Genomic DNA, 16627 nt, shown 5'->3' on the forward strand with positions numbered 1-16627 from the left:
ATCTTTTTTACGCAATTTTGCTCCAACTACAACAGAAATGGTTGATAAACTAATCTCAGTTGCACTCGACTTAATAAATCCTCAACATTTAAGAAACTGGTTTGCTAGTTGCTGCTACTGTACCTCATAACAGCCGTAGGTGCTGTATTGCAATTTCAACTAATCCCTATTAGGGATTGAAACACACTTTTATCTGTTTTATACAGCACAGCAATAAAATTGCAATTTCAACTAATCCCTATTAGGGATTGAAACAAAATGTACTAGACGCGATCGCTATTCAAAGAGGGATTGCAATTTCAACTAATCCCTATTAGGGATTGAAACATAAACCTTGAGAGCCATGAACTACTGAATGGACATTGCAATTTCAACTAATCCCTATTAGGGATTGAAACTACAGGGTATACCTGGTAGAGATGGTAGACCGGGAATTGCAATTTCAACTAATCCCTATTAGGGATTGAAACCAGGTAGTTACAATTTCGATAAAGCTAAAAATATTACAGAATTGCAATTTCAACTAATCCCTATTAGGGATTGAAACTTACCATTAGGAACTTCGCCATCTGCACTTTCTGTCATTGCAATTTCAACTAATCCCTATTAGGGATTGAAATATTAACCTATATAATCCACTGATTAATCTTGGAATTGCAATTTCAACTAATCCCTAAAACTGCTCATTCTTACCTAACAGGACTTACGTAATACCAGTTCTGCATGAAGATGCACAGAATCTTAAGAAACGAACCGCCAAGAGCGCCAAGAGCGCCAAGAATCTAGAGTTTCATTTAGTGCAGCTTCATATTAAATTGGTAAGCTAATCAGCATTTAAGCTGCACTATTGAAATTGTACATAAATGACTTAAACTCTCTCCTCTGCCCCTCTGCTCCCCTGCGGTCTAAACTGCAAACTAAGTGCTTAATAGCTTATAAGTGTCACGATTGGTAGTTGGTGCGTGACGCTATAAATTTGATGACTACGTTTAAATCTTCTCGTTGCGTCACACACCCTACAGAAAAAATATGCCAGTTACTTCTTACTCCTTATTTCGCTTGCGCCTCAAGTTGTCTCACCACGGTTAACGCCGAGTAACTCACGCCAGCCGTACCTTCGCCGGGGTGGGTAGAGTCGCCGACTAACCAGAGAGAATTTATCGGTGTGCGGTTGGCAAAACCAAAGGGGCCAAAGGTGGGTATTCTTTGCCCAATGCCCCCAACTATACCGCGATCGCGTCCAGTGTAATGAGCAAAGGTGCGGGGTGTGGCGGCTTCTTGGTAAATGATGGTTTCTGGTTTGAGGTAAAAATATTGATTGAGGCGAGCGATCGCATCTGCGGTATATTTTTGTTTCAATGCTTGATAATCTGGAGTTTGCCACCATTGCTGATAATCCACAAAAGATGACGCAATAATTGTGGCTTTACCTTCTGGGGCGCGACCATCACCAGGATGACTCACAGACACAAACAAGGAATTATTCTCGCCAATGGGGCCATTGGCATCGTATAAAAACTGTAAATGGGGCGGACAACCTACAGGAATCGCACTCGCATCCACACCCAAGTACACCACAAAAGCCCCTGATGGTGGCGGTAGTTTTTCGACTCGCTGTTTGTAACCGGATGGTACTTTGTCCCCCAAAAGCTGCACTAAGTTTTGGACAGTCACGTTAGCTACTACATGGTCGGCTGGTTCTGTCCAAACTTCGCCTGTTTTTTGGTTGCGGATAACAACAGCAGTGGCTTGACCGTTTTCGACTTTGATGTGTTCAACAGTGTGGCGCATTAATAACCGTCCGCCATCTCTTTCTAGGGCAGTCACTAAGCGATCGCTCAACACCTGCATACTACCTTGGAGATGGTACAATCCCTGGGGCAGTTGGGAAACGCTCAACGCCGTGGCTGCATATAGTAAGGCTGTTTCTTCAGCGTTTACCTGAGAATACAACTTTAATTGCATATCTAAAAAAGTTCTCAAACGCTGGTCATTACCCAAACCGCATAGTCTTAACGCATCACCTACGGTGAACAATGTAAACGGCGCAGTGATAAATGTACTCGGACGCACCGCCTGAATTAATTGCCACAAATCCCACAAATTACGCGGCGGTAACACCGGGTCACGTCCTTGAAATTCCCAACTCGCAGCAAATAAAGTTGCCATTAACTGCCAAAAAGGTTCACTTCCAGGAAACTGCCGTTGTCTTTCCTCACGCCATTTATCTTGGTCGCGCCAAACATTAATCGGAGTGGTTTCTCCTGGTAAATAAACTGCACAAGCCGGGTCACAAGGGGTAGCCTCTGGTAAATCAATTTCTAGTTCCGCAAAAATGCGCTGGTGAATCCCACCCGGTTCCAAACCTGCCACTTGGGTTGCACCCACATCAAAAGTGAACCCTTGACGTTTAAATGTCGAAGCACAACCCCCCGGTACAATGGCTTGGTCAAGGACTAAAACGCTGTAGCCACGATGGGCTAATAACGCCGCCGCCGTCAGTCCGCCAATTCCCGCACCAATCACGACTACACGGGGTTGATTTTGGTTAACAACAATATGTGACATTAAGATTAGCTTTACAAAAATTAATATTACTACTCATAATTTTACAAGCTAATCGAGGCGAGTTGGGGCGATCGCCCAAGAACAGACATCAGAATGATTGCTGTATTTGTATATTTATTTTTCGGATTTACTACTGTTATTAACCTTGTACCAAGAATTTTTCAGGAGGCTGAGTAAATTTAAGTATTTTTTCTCCTGACACTATACAGCTAAGTATGCTTTCTTACTGGTAAAACCTACTCTGAATATTAACGTAGTAATTAGCCTGGGAAGGTGTTTACTGAGTTTTGACTACGCGGTAATCGAGCGAAGCGATGCACTGAGCTTGTCGAAGTGTCGAGATTACCGCGCAGTCGAAGAGCAGGCTTTGTTTGTCTACCACCAAACTTCCAGTCTGAGAGCTTTGAGAAAAAAATACAAGATATAGTCACATGAAATATATCAATCGTCACGTTAACAAAATTGAGCTTATTGTCGAGGTGTTTTTTTTAGTAATCTTATTTCTACTGGGATATTGGCTGGATTATAAATATGCTGCTTCTTTATTTTGGCAATATTACGTATTTATGGATGTTTTAGCCCTCATTTTACTTTTGCCAGTGTACTTACCATCTCGGCGGAAACAAGAATTGTGGCTGTTTATCGGGTTCAATCTCAGCCTCTTTGCTTTGTACTTTGTAGCTCTCTCGCCTGTAAAGCCCTTCACCCAGTTTTATCTCGATATTAAACATGGGATGACAATTCCAGAAGTGCAAAGCAGATTGAACCAACGTTTTCCCAAAGGTGGAAGATTTTATCAGCCACAAGGGGACTTCATGGGTGGGAATGATGATGTGTGGGAAAATATTGGCCCAGTTGTATATAACCAGCATCTAAACTACATTCTTGACCCAAACAATGGTGATTACAATGCGGAGGTGGTAAATATTTATTTCAAAAATGGCAAAGTAGTAAAAGTTGAGTATTCGGGCGATTAAGAATAACTCTTACACCCAGCCTCACAAAATCTTTGTGTGTTCAGTCTGTTTCAGATGCAACAATCAAAGATATTTTGGAGTGACGGATAAGATAAAGAAGTAAGAACCCTGTTCACTCACCACTACTCATGACCTCAACTCTATTAAAGTCTTCTCGTCTCAATTCCCCAACAATACACCGTTTGCCTAATGGCTTGACAATCATTGCCGAACAAATGCCCATTGATGTTGTCAACCTCAACCTCTGGATTAAAGTTGGTTCGGCTGTAGAATCTGATGCGATTAACGGGATGGCTCACTTTTTAGAACACATGATTTTTAAAGGAACTGAGCGATTAGCCAGTGGAGAGTTTGAGCGTCGAATTGAAGAACGGGGTGCTGTGACTAATGCTGCTACCAGCCAAGATTATACTCATTACTATATAACTACTGCGCCCCAAGATTTTGCTGAATTGGCTCCACTGCAAATCGATGTTGTATTTAATCCGAGTATTCCTGATGATGCCTTTGAACGTGAGCGTGCTGTTGTTTTAGAAGAAATCCGCCGTTCTGAAGATAATCCCCACCGCCGGACTTTTCGCCGTGCAATGGAAATGGCATTTGATACTTTACCCTATCGCCGTCCCGTGTTGGGGCCAGAATCGGTCATATCTGGGCTAGAACCTCAACAAATGCGGGATTTTCATGCTCAATGGTATCAACCGCCAATGATTACGGCTGTAGCTGTGGGCAATTTACCTGTAGAACAATTAATTGCTAATGTTGCGGAAGGATTTACCCAGGTTGGTAAAACTCAGCACTCAGCACTCAGTACTCAGCACTTACTCATCAACAGCGAATCAGCGTTTACCGAAATTGTGCGGCGAGAATTTGTCGATAAAAGTCTTCAGCAAGCGCGGTTAGTCATGGTGTGGCGGGTTCCTGGATTAGCACAGTTAAATCAGACTTATGCTTTAGATGTGTTAGCGGGAGTTTTAGCACATGGTAGGACATCAAGATTAGTTAGAGATTTGCGGGAAGAACGCGGATTAGTTTCTTCGATCGCAGTTAGTAATATGAGCAATTTATTACAAGGTACATTTTATATTTCTGCTAAATGTGCAGTTGAAAACATCGCCGCCGTTGAAGATGCGATCGCCCAACACATTCGCCGACTACAAACAGAACTAGTCACAGACAAAGAAATCGCCCGCATCCGCAAACGTGTCACCAACAGATTTATCTTTGGTAACGAAACCCCAAGCGATCGCAGTGGCTTATATGGTTTCTATCAATCATTAGTCGGTGATTTAGAACCAGCCTTTAACTACCCCCTGCACATTCAACAACAAGAAGCCAACGATTTACTCCTCGCCGCCAATCAATATCTCTGTCCTGATGCTTATGGTGTAGTGGTCATGAAACCGTTGTAAATTAGGGAGTGGTAAGTAGGGAGTGGTGAAATTCCCTACTCCCTACTCCCGATTCCCTACTCCCCATTAAAATGTTTTGGACTGAAATTGATGCCCATATTAGCCGAGTAACTGGCGAAAATTTTCTCACTCAAAAACGGCGTTCTGTAAGTGGTGGCTGTATTAACCAAGGTTACGCCGTTTCTAACGGTGAAATCACATACTTCGTCAAACTCAACCAAGCATCGCAAGTAGCGATGTTTGAAGCTGAAATGTTGGGTTTAAAGCAAATGTTCGCCACAAATACTATCCGTGTACCCAAGCCCATTTGTTGGGGAACATCAGGCGATTCTGGCTACATCGTTTTGGAATGGTTAGAAATAGGTGGCGGTAATACCCAATCTTGGGCAGAAATGGGGCGCAAGTTAGCCGCCATGCACCAAGCAACCAGCCAAAATGGTTTCGGTTGGGATATGAATAATACTATTGGTTCCACTCCCCAAATCAACACTTGGACAGCCGATTGGATTGATTTTTACTGTACACATCGCCTTGGTTATCAATTTCAGTTAGCCAGAAGGCGCGGAGGTAATTTTCCGAAACAAGATAAATTATTAGCCGCGATTCCCGAATTATTAGCCAATCACGAAGTACAACCATCCTTAGTACATGGCGATTTGTGGGGTGGAAATGCTGGCTGTACTGTGTCAGGTGAACCCGTCATTTTTGATCCAGCCACTTATTATGGCGATCGCGAAGTGGATATTGCGATGACAGAACTTTTTGGTGGTTTTCCCGCCGCTTTTTATCAAGGATATAACGCCGCTTTTCCCCTAGATCAAGGCTACGAACGCCGGAAAACTTTGTATAACCTTTATCACATTTTGAATCACTTCAATTTATTTGGTGGTGCTTATGGTTCCCAAGCCAACCGGATGATTGACCAAATTTTGCGATAAAGATTGGGGCAAGAATTTGGGGATGCGATCGCCAGCATAGTTGACTCATCAGCCGATTAATCTCTACACCGACCGATTCGCAAGCAATCCCCCGTTTGATCTTCTCTGGAAGCAAATCGCTGTGGCGATCGCTTTACTTTAGTATAAACACTATATTTATTTATCTTGGCAGTAATAATTGGCACATTAATATTACTGCTCGCTAAACTAACTTCCGCATTGTACAAATAAGCCGGTAATGCTATGAGTCCAATGCAAATTATCCTATACATATCAACCTCAGCAAATAATTTACGCCTACGTCATTTGGTCAGTTCCACCTTGATGAATCGGACTTTCCAAACAGATAATTGCATATTGATATTGTATCAATTGATGCAATAGTCTAGACGCAGAGACGCAATTTTTAAAATATCAGTTCCATCCTCAGATTTGTGTAGCTTACAGGATGGTCATGACTCATAAGATGGCTTCCCATTAACTTATGCAAGCCTAACTACAAAGAAACAGGACAAAAATCCGCAATCACAAAGAAATTCATTGCTGTCTTTAGAACTTGGCGATGATGTTGCGCTTATCCAGTTTGACCAAGGCTCATTTCACACTGTAAAAACTCTTGATTGTCCAGAAAAAAAGGATGACAATTTCAATTGCTCTAAAGCCTGCACCATTAACAGATGCTTTTAAGCATTCTATTTTTTCTCATCTGAGTATCCTTTTGGTGGGCTGTAGACAAATCTCTAAAAATAGCTATTTATTTAAAACCGATTATTAAGCAGATAGCATCATGTAGCATTTGTCGGTTTAGTGCAGTACAAGTTGATAGGGGAAAGAGGCTAGAGGCTAGGGACTAGAGGAATGTACCTCATTGAGATGAAAAACACTGTAATCCAAATTATACTACCGTGTAAATGTGTGTACTTATGTTTGAAGATAGACTCACAATTGTGACGATACTTATTAATTGTATGGACTTGGTATGTCTTTTGTATTGCTTTTTAGTGACGAATTTTAATAGTCAATTAATTTACTTTCTTTGATAGCTAAAGAGGGACAGTCAAGTAAATATATGAGTAATCTTTCATAATTTATTGTCAACCTCATATTGACCAATGAGAACTAATAGGATAGGCTTGGCAATCAGAGATGTTCTATCAGGAAAAATATGAACAAGAAGTTAGTACTGAATTTGCTTTCTAGCTCGGCAATCTTTACCTCCCTGATGTCTACATTGGCAGTCATTCCAGCACACGCCTCTGTGAACCTCACCCAAAAATTAATTCACACCAACGATGGACGTACTTGCATTACTAATCCCCACGGTTTGAAGGATTTTGTCTGTATTCGAGATTCCGAAAGAGATCCCAAAGCACCTCCTGCACCTACATCTATGGTGGTTTCATCCCAGCCATCTGATACCAATATTGCAGAATTGAACTTTACAGATGAAGAAAGTGATGCCGCAATTAGAATCTTTAAGTGTGACTGTCCTTATTGCATTAATTCTTTGCGACAATTACGCGGTAGTGGCAACTTAGTATACTAAGCTGAAAAACTTAAATCTTCATCAGACTTTTGGAAAACATTGTATTTAGTTTTAAGAACAATCAAGGCAATCGATTTGCTGGGTATAAATTGAATTTTTACTCAGTACAATCCAATACCAAATAACCAAAAGCTTTTGTAACCATATACTATAGGAATACGGTTTTATGCCTGAATCTATTTGTGTGGGCAGGGAGTAGGGAGTAGGAAAGAAACCTGCTCTGTACTGATTTTTTTCCCAAATCAAATATGAGTCCTATATATAAAAATTCTATTTGACTGCTGGATGTCTCTAATACCAAATCGATATGAAGAAGCATATATTGACAGGTTGCAGGTGTTCAGAACCCCGACTTTTTGAAAAAGTCGGGGTTCTATGATGTGATTTATGTGGAGGAATACTACAGCGTTTTCCGTCTTAATAAGATACATTCCTCTAGTCTCTAGCCTCTATTACCTATTAACTTGTACTGCACTAAACCGAAAAACGCCATAGTTGATGCCCGCTTGATGTACATACACGATAAAATTTGTTTATCTAGTAATCTGATAAAATCAACATTTTCGTATGCTTGCCAAGTCAACGCCTGCTGAACAAAGAACAGTTCTGCACAACGTTAGCTGGGAAACCTTTGAAGCTTTGCTAAGAGATACAGGTGAAGAGAGAGGTTCTCGGTTTGCGTATGAATGCGGTACTTTAGAAATTATGACACCACTATTTGAACATGAAAACCCTAAAAGTAATTTAGGAAACTTTATTGTTGCGTTAGCTGAAGAATTAGATATTGAAATCAGAAGTGCTGGTTCTACAACCTTGAAGCAGAAGTTAGTTAAAAAAGGCATAGAACCAGATGCTTGTTATTATATCCAAAACGAACTATTGATGCGATGTAAAGAAACTTTAGACTTAGAAACTGATCCACCACCTGATTTAGCAATAGAAGTTGATATTACTAGTAGTTCAGTTAATAAGTTTAATATTTATGCCGCATTAGGTATTACTGAACTATGGAGATATAACGGACAGAATTTAAAATTTTATCAATTATTAGAAGGGCAATATATTGAGTGTGAGTTTAGCATTGCCTTTCCAATAGTATCAGTACGTGATGTGAGCCGATTTATTGAACAAAGTAAAACTATGGGTGAAATTGCTTTACTCAAATTATTTCGTGCTTGGGTAAGAAGTCAGCTAGAGGGTTAATGAGTTGTAATTTAACATCCTGTGGTGCGGTGAGCGATCGCTATTCTTGTAAAGTAGACTCACAATCTTGACCATATCTATCCACCTCCTGCTTTTTCTTGCGATAATTCCCAAGGGGCATATTCTGGTTCGTCCAAGGGGGATAGATGACTCTCAAACGATTGGTTTTAATCATTTCGACTGTGATAGCAGTTGTATTGGCAACTTTGTCGCTAGTCAGTAGTTGGCAGAAACCACAGTTCCAAAGTCGTCTGGAACTTTATCAAATCAATATTGCGCTGCAAGCCCAAGCTTGGCAGCCAGAAGATAGCAATGGTGATAATTTTCAGGTAATTCGCCAAGCTATCCTGGAAGATCAGCCCCTAGAAAATGCCACACAGCAATATCAAGCAGCACGTAAATCTGTACAAACTAATTTAGATCAGCTTAACAGCCAACTTACACAGTTAAGTTCTCCAGCTAAACCCCTACCACAAGACACTGTTGACACTAGCGCATCTCCAGAAGTCACCAAGAAACAATTACAGCAATCTCTTTACCAACAGCAAAAATTACTCGCCGAGTTAGATTTACGTCTGGGAATTTTACAAGTACAACAAGGACAACAAGACACAGCCTTGAAAACTTGGGCGGAATTACAAAAACCAGCACTCAACAGCGATTTTGCAGATACCGCGACTATCTTGAGCGGACTCTGGAGTGATCCTCCGCGAATTTTACCCAACGCCCAGCAGCTAATTAAAAAGAATTTAGATGGTTGGTTTCGGAATACGGCTCTGATTCAGCTATACCAACTCCAGCAACGTCAAGAACCTTTAGCCGCAGTTAAAGCTGCACAGCAATCAGCCGCAGCCCAAGCAGTATTTAAACTCACCCTCATCGGCACGATCCCCGCCTTAGCCGCATTGATCGGCACAATTCTGCTGATTTTCTTATTGACACAACGCTTGCTGAAAGGAAAAGAAGCGTTATTGGCACAAAATGGTGATTTGGTTTGGACAACACCCTGGGATGGTGAAACTGTACTCCAGGTTTTTGTTGTGGGATTTTTCTTTATGGGACAAGTTTTTGTTCCCGTTTTATTATCTATACTGCCTATTCCCCGCCCGATTGTGGGTGTACGCTTACAAGCTTTTTCTGTGTTGGTTAGTTACTTGTTGGTGGCGGCGGGGGCGCTGTCGGTGATGTATTTTTCCATCAAACGGTTTTTCCCTCTGCCAAGGTTGTGGTTTAAATTCCAACTCCAAGATAGTTGGTGGCTGTGGGGCTTAGGCGGTTACTGCACCGCTTTACCTGTAGTTGTGGTGGTATCGTTGATTAATCAAAAACTCTGGCAAGGACAGGGTGGTAGTAATCCGTTATTACAACTGGCGCTAGAAAGTCAAGATTCTATCGCATTAGGAATATTTTTCTCGACAGCCGCGATCGCTGCTCCCATATTTGAAGAAATTTTATTTAGAGGCTTTTTGCTACCCTCCCTCACCCGTTATTTACCTGTGTGGGGGGCAATTTTGGCCAGTAGCTTGTTGTTTGCGATCGCTCACCTGAGCTTGTCAGAAGTTTTACCACTCACCGCCTTGGGGATCATCCTGGGAGTAGTGTACACGCGATCGCGCAATCTCCTTGCTCCCATGCTACTCCACAGCCTCTGGAATAGTGGCACACTACTGAGTCTTTTCCTCTTGGGCAGTAGTAACTAATGAAACATATTTAATACGGTTGCCGTAGCAAAAAATATCTGATTACATCTGCGTAGGTCATGATTTTTCGTAGGTGATTACTAAAGCAAGTATTCTATGAGATTTGGCTGAAATTTAATCATATTGACAGCCAAAAAATTCCAACATTACTGTCAAATAGACTACAAAACTTCTAGATAAACCTCTAGTACTATCTAGATAGTGAAAGCTATTTTTCAGATGTTGATTGCCTATCTGTGTCATATTTGGCAAGCGATATTGAATCATAGCCCTTAACCATAGGAGTGATGCAAAACAATTAAATAAGGTATTCAGTGTAACTTCAATTCACTAGTACCAAAATGGCATAATTTTCTAGTTGAGGAATACATGCCATCTGTATCGAATTTATCCCTTTACAGCTAATTTAAAATCTCATCCTTGCAGCCATATCAAAAAAGTCCGGAAATAACATTAATGGACTTGAAAGAAATGGTATGATATCGCCGTTTTTTGATGATTATGAGTATTTATCCTCGTCCAGAGAAATCATACTTACGAATCTACAAAATCACTGTTTTTGATGTCATAATCACAATTAAATACATACAGCAGATTTCAAGTAAATAAAGTACACAAATTAGTTTTCTACCTAGCTTAGAAAACTAATCTAATTCTGAATTTTGATGCTCGGATTCTGCTGTAAATCAAGTAGCTTGCTAGTTTGCAGCTACAAAATACTTGTCCCTATTACTTATATTTTGTAGTGTTTCCTTTAAAGTGTTGACATCTTTATTTAGGTAAACGTTAGGCGTATACTAACAAAAAATCAGTTTCATAAATAGTTTTTCCTAGCTGACTATTCATGTACGACTAAGAAAAAACACTGTGTTTCTTGGTGATTTCTGCATTTCTATATTGAGATTCAAAAACATTAATTACAAATTATGAATTGAACTCAACTGTTCTTCATCAAAAGAAAAATTTAGTTTTCCACTGATCTTTGAGGAGTAAGAATACTATGGCAAATCTCAACCCTACTAGTCATCCTAATAAGCAACTTTTGGCTGGTTACTGCGGGATAATTTTTGGCGGGTTTGGCGTTCATAAATTTATTTTAGGATATGCTGCTGAAGGCTTTATTATGTTGGCTATATCCATAGTTGCAGGTACTTTTACTTATGGAGTCGCCTTGATAGTGATGCAGCTGATCGGTTTGATTGAAGGCATGATTTATTTAAACAAATCCTCAGAAGAATTTGCCGATATCTATTTTGTCAATAAACAAGGCTGGTTCTAAAGCTCATATCTCACAAGAACAACAAGATACCCGACTTTCTTCAGAAAATTGGGTATCTGAAAAATGTTCATATTTTATCAATATACTGTAACTTATCTTGATATTTTAAATACAATACTTAACTATATTTAATGCTACCTTTGACTTTCTGTGCTAGACGCTCCAAGTTCCCAGCAAAGCGTAACAGAAGGTTTAATAGATAACAAATTGTATCTGTTGTAAATATGTAGAGGCTAAGTAAATAAAGTTACTATAAAATTGGAGTGTTATTTATGCTTGAGGCGTATTTCTAACCAATGTCTAATAACAGTCCTAGCGATACCAGTAGTAAAAAACTAGCAGCAGGAATTTGTGCAATCTTGTTAGGAGCTTTAGGGATTCACAAGTTTATTCTCGGTTACACAACCGAAGGCTTAATCATGTTGCTGGTTAGCATCCTCACCTGTGGTTTTGGTGGAGCAATTATGGGCATTATTGGTTTAGTAGAAGGAGTTATTTACTTAACCAAAACCGATGAGGAATTTGTTGAGGCTTACATTGTCAACAAAAAAGGCTGGTTTTAAGTTTTAATTTTGGCAGGTTTCATTTGCCGTTGTGATTTCAGAGGACATCTGTGTTGAAATTATCTTCTACTCCTCTATCGTGCCACGGTAAGCTAGTACGTTGGGGTATATTAGGGTTCTCTTATACCCCACTATTTGGTACATATTTTTACAACCAAAATTATCGTCTTGGGTTTTTAGTCTGTCCTATTAGACACTTAACAGGAATCCCTTGTCCTACCTGTGGTATGACACGTTCATTTATGGCTATTGGGCGAGGAGACTTAAACCAAGCATTTACCGAGAATTTATTTGGCCCTATTTTATTTGCTAGTTTTGTCATTGCCATAGTTCACGTTACCTTAGAATTGTTAACTAGGCAGGAAATTAAAACTTTATATTGTCAACTATTAAGACTGAAAAAGGTACAAATACTGTTTTTACTGATCGTGTTAATTTATCATACTTTCCGGCTGTATCACATCTCACAAACAGGAGAATTGTATATTGCCTTTAGTCAATCTCCTTTGGGTCAATGGCTTTTTCAGTAAGTCTTTGAATGGCTAGAGCAATTCCTCAATCATTTACAAACATCTTTCTTCCTTGTCTACCTTTTCACCCTTGTCTCTTTGGTTCATATATCAATTAGGATGGGAAAAAATAGTCTGAGTTTTACTACTATGCCAATGCTCAAACGTAAACATCTCATTTGGTTTTTCTTACTGCTATTAGGCTGTGGATATTTTAGTACCATGTCTAATTTAGAAATTAATTATTATTTAAAGAGTGTAGTTTTCCTACTACCAATGCAGTTGGCTGCAATTATTTATGTTACTTATCTAGGCTGGAAGCGCAACTGAAAGTCAAGTCATCCCAATTCGATAAGAGGCTGTATATAACCCAAGAAACTGGAAATCTGGGGCTATACAAACAAAGCCTGCGAAGGTAGAGAAATAATATGCCTATTCACATTGATTGGGCAAGCTTCGGTTATTTCTACCAGTCAATCGTCAACATAACAAAATATATAAAGAATTATTAATTTGTCATTAGTGTAACTAAATTTATTTTTGTAACACAGTCTGGGAGAGCCAGAAAAGTTAGCGAATGGACTACCATTACCAATAAAATTTGAAAGTAGGAGAAAAAGAATACAAAGATTTTTATCATTACCGAATTTCACAATTGAGAAAATCTGGTTTCCGATTATTAAAGAATGGTTATCAATATACTGTAGCGAGGAAAAAATAATTTATCTAGCAATTGATAGAACTAATTGGAAGAGAATAAATTTATTGATGGTAAGTGTAATTTGGGATAAAAGAGCATTGCCAATTTACTTTAAGTTATTACCAAAATTAGGGAATAGTAACATATCTGAGCAACAAGAGATATTATCTCAAGTGATGCCACTTTTTCAAGGATATTTGTATGGATATGGTTCATAGAATTAATGAGATTAAATCGCAATAAATGTAAGTATTATCAATAAGGTCTAAGAGCTATGAGGCTTATAGAGTGAGTCTTCTAGCTTATTTCGTCTCCCCTTCAGCATGTTTCTGTGTATGATAGTGATGACAAATGCCAATTTAGAGGTTATGTAGGCTTAATTCATGCGAATGGTCTTCAAAAAAAAGTTGAAATTATTCAACAAAAATACTGCTAAGAATCACTACGAAGGTGATAGATTTTCAGGCGAAAAATCTTCCTACTAGATGTGCTGCTAAATTTCCAACATCTAGATTATGTACATGATCATCAGCTAATAAACTAATCACCGCAGATAACCTATCACCTTCTTCCGCAATTCGTTCACAAGCTGCTAAGTTAACTGCAAAATCAAACAGCGATTTTTCACCTAACTGCTGTCTCACCTGGACAGCTAATATATCATCACTGACCAAAAATTCTTTAATTGAATCTAATAACTGATTGCCTAAAATCTCGTCATGTTCCCAGGTTTCTAGCCAATCTCCATCAACATCTTCAACATAGATATGTACAAAATCTAAACCATAAGTTAGCCAATCTTGTTGCATTTTACGGGCTGTTGCTAAAGCTTGGGCAAATTTATCTAATTGTCCTTCGTAGCTTGCAGTTTCACTTTGATTAGGCATAAAGGCTGTGATAAGCAGTTAATTGAATTAATACATCAAAAATTAGGCAAATTTCAGATATTTGCCTTCCGCAAGATAATCACTGTTATACAAAGCAACGTTGACTAACTGATTAATGAAATTTGCATCTTTAGGATTGTAACTAACAAACAAGCCTCTTTCTATCTCCCATGAGTTAAGTGTACTTTTCCAATCATGATATTTTTGGTTACTTAGTTCTTCAGATACACTCGTAATTTGAATACATAATGGTTGATTGTTGCGACTGCTAACAATTAAGTCTGTCGCCATCGAAAGGTCGGCAATATACCTCTGCCAAAAACTACCTTCACGACTCACAATATCTTGAGCTATAGATTTAATAATACCATCATCCACTTGATTAAATTCACCCGACATTAATTTTTGTTTCCAAATATAAAATTTAGTGTCAGTTGCATTAATCCACTTAGGAAAAAGATAACTATACCAATATCTTTCATTTGCTGTCATTTGGGCAAATTTAGCTTGTTGTTCTGCTTCGGAAGGTAATGATTTAATCATTAACCAAATGGTAGAGTCCGTGATTACTTCCAACAGAAATGCCAGAACCAAAGGTTTTGCCGTCAGGGAACCTAACTTAATATCTTTAACCCAACGATTAATTTCATGCAATTTTCTCGCTAGATTTTGATCTACCGAGGATGCTTCCTCGATAAGTGATTTTAACTGCTCCTTAATCTCTTTCGCTTGCAAATGATGTCCTGCTCGTGGTCAATGATACTTATTTTATTTAAAAAACTTCGTATTAACTTCATCATGCTATTAAATATTGTCGGGGTCAATACCTTGCGCTAGTAAAATCTCCCTTAACCGATTAACTTCCGCTTGGGCTTGTTGGGCGCGGGTTTCGGCTTGTTGGGCGCGGCTTTGTTCTTGTTGAGCTTTTTCTTCTGGTGTGGGTATTAACTGATTATCCGCCGTAAAGTATCTTAATTTGCCCTGATACACGCCGAGATACAGTTCTAACTGCTGACTCCAGAGTTTGCCTTCTGGGGTGGGTGTAATTGGTTGATATCTACCTTCTACTAAATGAAATCCTTGGAACTCAAGAGTAACGGGGTCAAACCAGAAGTAGTCAGGGGTGCGGAAGGTGTCTTGATAAATTTGTTTTTTCAAGCCTCTGTCTACTGCGGCTGTGGAATCTGACAAAATTTCGACAATCACATTAGGATATTTGCCGTCTTCATGCCAGACTATCCAACTATTACGGTCTCTTTTTTCTGTACCTAACACCACGAAAAAATCTGGGCCGCGAAATTCTTCTGATTTTTTTTGCCTGGGGCTGTAGTAAATTGTCAAGTTACCAGAAGCATAGAAATCTTGTCTTTCTTGCCACCATAACTTTAATGTGCGAATTAGCAGTTCAATTTGGTCGCGGTGTAAATCACTTTCCAATGGTGGTTCGTCACTTAGTAAATCACTAGGCGGAAATGGTATACCATCTGCTGTGATTTCACTCTTGATCCTGTCTACAATGGCAGGTTCAGACATAAGCGGCTCTCAATATCTACGTTTATTATTTCTGAAGATTTACTAACTGACAGATGCCTTTAAGAACTTGTAATAACTCGATCGCATCGGGGGATTCATTAAGATTTAATAATGGCATAAGTTGATAAGTAGGCTGTTGGGCGCGGGTTAAATGAACAAATTGATAAAGCTGTCCGTTGGTAACTAAACCCCACACAGATGGTTGTTGCTCTAAACTTTTAAAGGCGTAAGTGATTAATTGCGGCAAACCCTCACCCACATGGATCGCACTATTTTTCGTTTCAATCACTAAAATCCAAAAAGGTGGTACAGCATTACTTTGAAAACTGTTGAGGGCTAAAATATCCATCCGTCCGGTAATTCTTCTGTCTTCATCTTCGACTGCGATCGCCACACTATCTTCCATTGTTAACCGAATCGGCACATCATAAAATCCAGCCAGTCGCATTAATGGCGCTAGTGTTAAAAATTTAACTAATCCTTCAGAAATTTTACCTTCACTAGAGTAACGCTCAAAGTCATTTCTGATTCGCAATAAATCCTGCTGTTCAAACTCAGAGACTGGTTCTAAACTTAAAAAGTCTGTAAATGAGCCATTTGGAAGCTTTTCGAGTTTCAGCAAGCGATGAACATCGTTGAGTGATAAGTTACTAGCTTCAAGAATTAGCGGCATGGTGTGAAGTATGAAGTGTGAAGTATGAGATTTTATACTTATTTTATTTAATGTGAAAATCCTGGATACTCAACAAAAACTAGTACAGGTCGGTGTAAATAAACAGACTATCTAGAATTGCTAAAAGGCTTGTGGTATC

Annotated in this window: 16 protein-coding genes, 1 pseudogene and 1 CRISPR repeat array; of the genes and pseudogenes, 11 read left to right on the top strand and 6 right to left on the bottom strand. The window is 39.2% G+C overall.

Translation table 11 applies throughout. The features are described from left to right. Positions 1-146 precede the first annotated feature (146 nt). Positions 147-690: a CRISPR direct-repeat array (repeat unit 36 nt; unit sequence ATTGCAATTTCAACTAATCCCTATTAGGGATTGAAA). A gap of 360 nt (positions 691-1050) precedes the next feature. Beyond that, a complete protein-coding gene (gene crtD / locus H6G79_RS30395) occupies positions 1051-2568 on the bottom strand; it encodes a C-3',4' desaturase CrtD (protein ID WP_190594029.1) in 1518 nt (505 codons plus the stop codon). A gap of 431 nt (positions 2569-2999) precedes the next feature. Here crtD and H6G79_RS30400 point away from each other — a divergent pair, with 431 nt between their 5' ends. The 3 genes from H6G79_RS30400 to H6G79_RS30410 all read left to right on the top strand — a co-directional run bounded on the left by H6G79_RS30400 (position 3000) and on the right by H6G79_RS30410 (position 5895). Further along, positions 3000-3545 (top strand): hypothetical protein, encoded by a 546-nt coding sequence (locus H6G79_RS30400; protein ID WP_190594031.1) that lies wholly within the window; start codon positions 3000-3002, stop codon positions 3543-3545. 128 nt (positions 3546-3673) lie between these two features. Then, the gene (locus H6G79_RS30405) at positions 3674-4957 is read left to right on the top strand and encodes a pitrilysin family protein (RefSeq protein ID WP_190594033.1); all 1284 of its coding nucleotides are present in this window, start codon (positions 3674-3676) and stop codon (positions 4955-4957) included. Positions 4958-5028: 71 nt separating this feature from the next. Beyond that, on the top strand, positions 5029-5895 hold the full coding sequence (locus H6G79_RS30410) for a fructosamine kinase family protein (protein ID WP_190594035.1): 867 nt from the start codon (positions 5029-5031) through the stop codon (positions 5893-5895). A 56-nt stretch (positions 5896-5951) separates the two neighbouring features. Here H6G79_RS30410 and H6G79_RS30415 read toward each other — a convergent pair whose 3' ends face one another. Then, a complete protein-coding gene (locus tag H6G79_RS30415; RefSeq protein WP_190594037.1) occupies positions 5952-6167 on the bottom strand; it encodes a hypothetical protein in 216 nt (71 codons plus the stop codon). An 893-nt stretch (positions 6168-7060) separates the two neighbouring features. On the opposite strand from H6G79_RS30415, the gene H6G79_RS30420 reads away from it, so the two are divergent. The 8 genes and pseudogenes from H6G79_RS30420 to H6G79_RS37035 form a co-directional block, all read left to right on the top strand. Further along, positions 7061-7441, top strand: coding sequence for a hypothetical protein (locus H6G79_RS30420; RefSeq protein ID WP_190594039.1), 381 nt, complete (start codon positions 7061-7063; stop codon positions 7439-7441). A gap of 567 nt (positions 7442-8008) precedes the next feature. Beyond that, on the top strand, positions 8009-8644 hold the full coding sequence (locus H6G79_RS30425; protein WP_190594041.1) for a Uma2 family endonuclease: 636 nt from the start codon (positions 8009-8011) through the stop codon (positions 8642-8644). Between the two features lie 146 nt (positions 8645-8790). Next, the gene (locus H6G79_RS30430; protein WP_190594043.1) at positions 8791-10344 is read left to right on the top strand and encodes a CPBP family intramembrane glutamic endopeptidase; all 1554 of its coding nucleotides are present in this window, start codon (positions 8791-8793) and stop codon (positions 10342-10344) included. 1000 nt (positions 10345-11344) lie between these two features. Next, the gene (locus tag H6G79_RS30435) at positions 11345-11623 is read left to right on the top strand and encodes a TM2 domain-containing protein (protein WP_190594045.1); all 279 of its coding nucleotides are present in this window, start codon (positions 11345-11347) and stop codon (positions 11621-11623) included. Positions 11624-11919: 296 nt separating this feature from the next. Further along, positions 11920-12186, top strand: a complete 267-nt coding sequence (locus H6G79_RS30440) for a TM2 domain-containing protein (RefSeq protein ID WP_190594047.1) — start codon at positions 11920-11922, stop codon at positions 12184-12186. Positions 12187-12374: 188 nt separating this feature from the next. Next, positions 12375-12716 (top strand): DUF2752 domain-containing protein, encoded by a 342-nt coding sequence (locus tag H6G79_RS37525; RefSeq protein ID WP_313934704.1) that lies wholly within the window; start codon positions 12375-12377, stop codon positions 12714-12716. Positions 12717-12845: 129 nt separating this feature from the next. Then, the gene (locus tag H6G79_RS30450) at positions 12846-13025 is read left to right on the top strand and encodes a hypothetical protein (protein ID WP_190870827.1); all 180 of its coding nucleotides are present in this window, start codon (positions 12846-12848) and stop codon (positions 13023-13025) included. A gap of 234 nt (positions 13026-13259) precedes the next feature. Continuing rightward, positions 13260-13592 (top strand): annotated as a pseudogene (locus H6G79_RS37035) (IS4 family transposase); the annotation flags it as partial. Between the two features lie 264 nt (positions 13593-13856). Here the strand turns inward: H6G79_RS37035 and H6G79_RS30455 are convergent. The 4 genes from H6G79_RS30455 to H6G79_RS30470 form a co-directional block, all read right to left on the bottom strand. Then, positions 13857-14282, bottom strand: coding sequence for a hypothetical protein (locus H6G79_RS30455; protein ID WP_190594048.1), 426 nt, complete (start codon positions 14280-14282; stop codon positions 13857-13859). A gap of 42 nt (positions 14283-14324) precedes the next feature. Further along, positions 14325-15017, bottom strand: coding sequence for a hypothetical protein (locus tag H6G79_RS30460; protein WP_190594050.1), 693 nt, complete (start codon positions 15015-15017; stop codon positions 14325-14327). A 69-nt stretch (positions 15018-15086) separates the two neighbouring features. Beyond that, positions 15087-15815, bottom strand: coding sequence for a Uma2 family endonuclease (locus H6G79_RS30465; protein ID WP_190594052.1), 729 nt, complete (start codon positions 15813-15815; stop codon positions 15087-15089). 25 nt (positions 15816-15840) lie between these two features. Continuing rightward, entirely contained in the window at positions 15841-16488 is a 648-nt protein-coding gene (locus tag H6G79_RS30470) for a restriction endonuclease subunit R (RefSeq protein ID WP_190594054.1), read from the bottom strand. Positions 16489-16627 lie beyond the last annotated feature (139 nt).

It is taken from the genome of Anabaena sp. FACHB-83, assembly GCF_014697485.1.
GTDB lineage: Bacteria > Cyanobacteriota > Cyanobacteriia > Cyanobacteriales > Nostocaceae > Nostoc_B.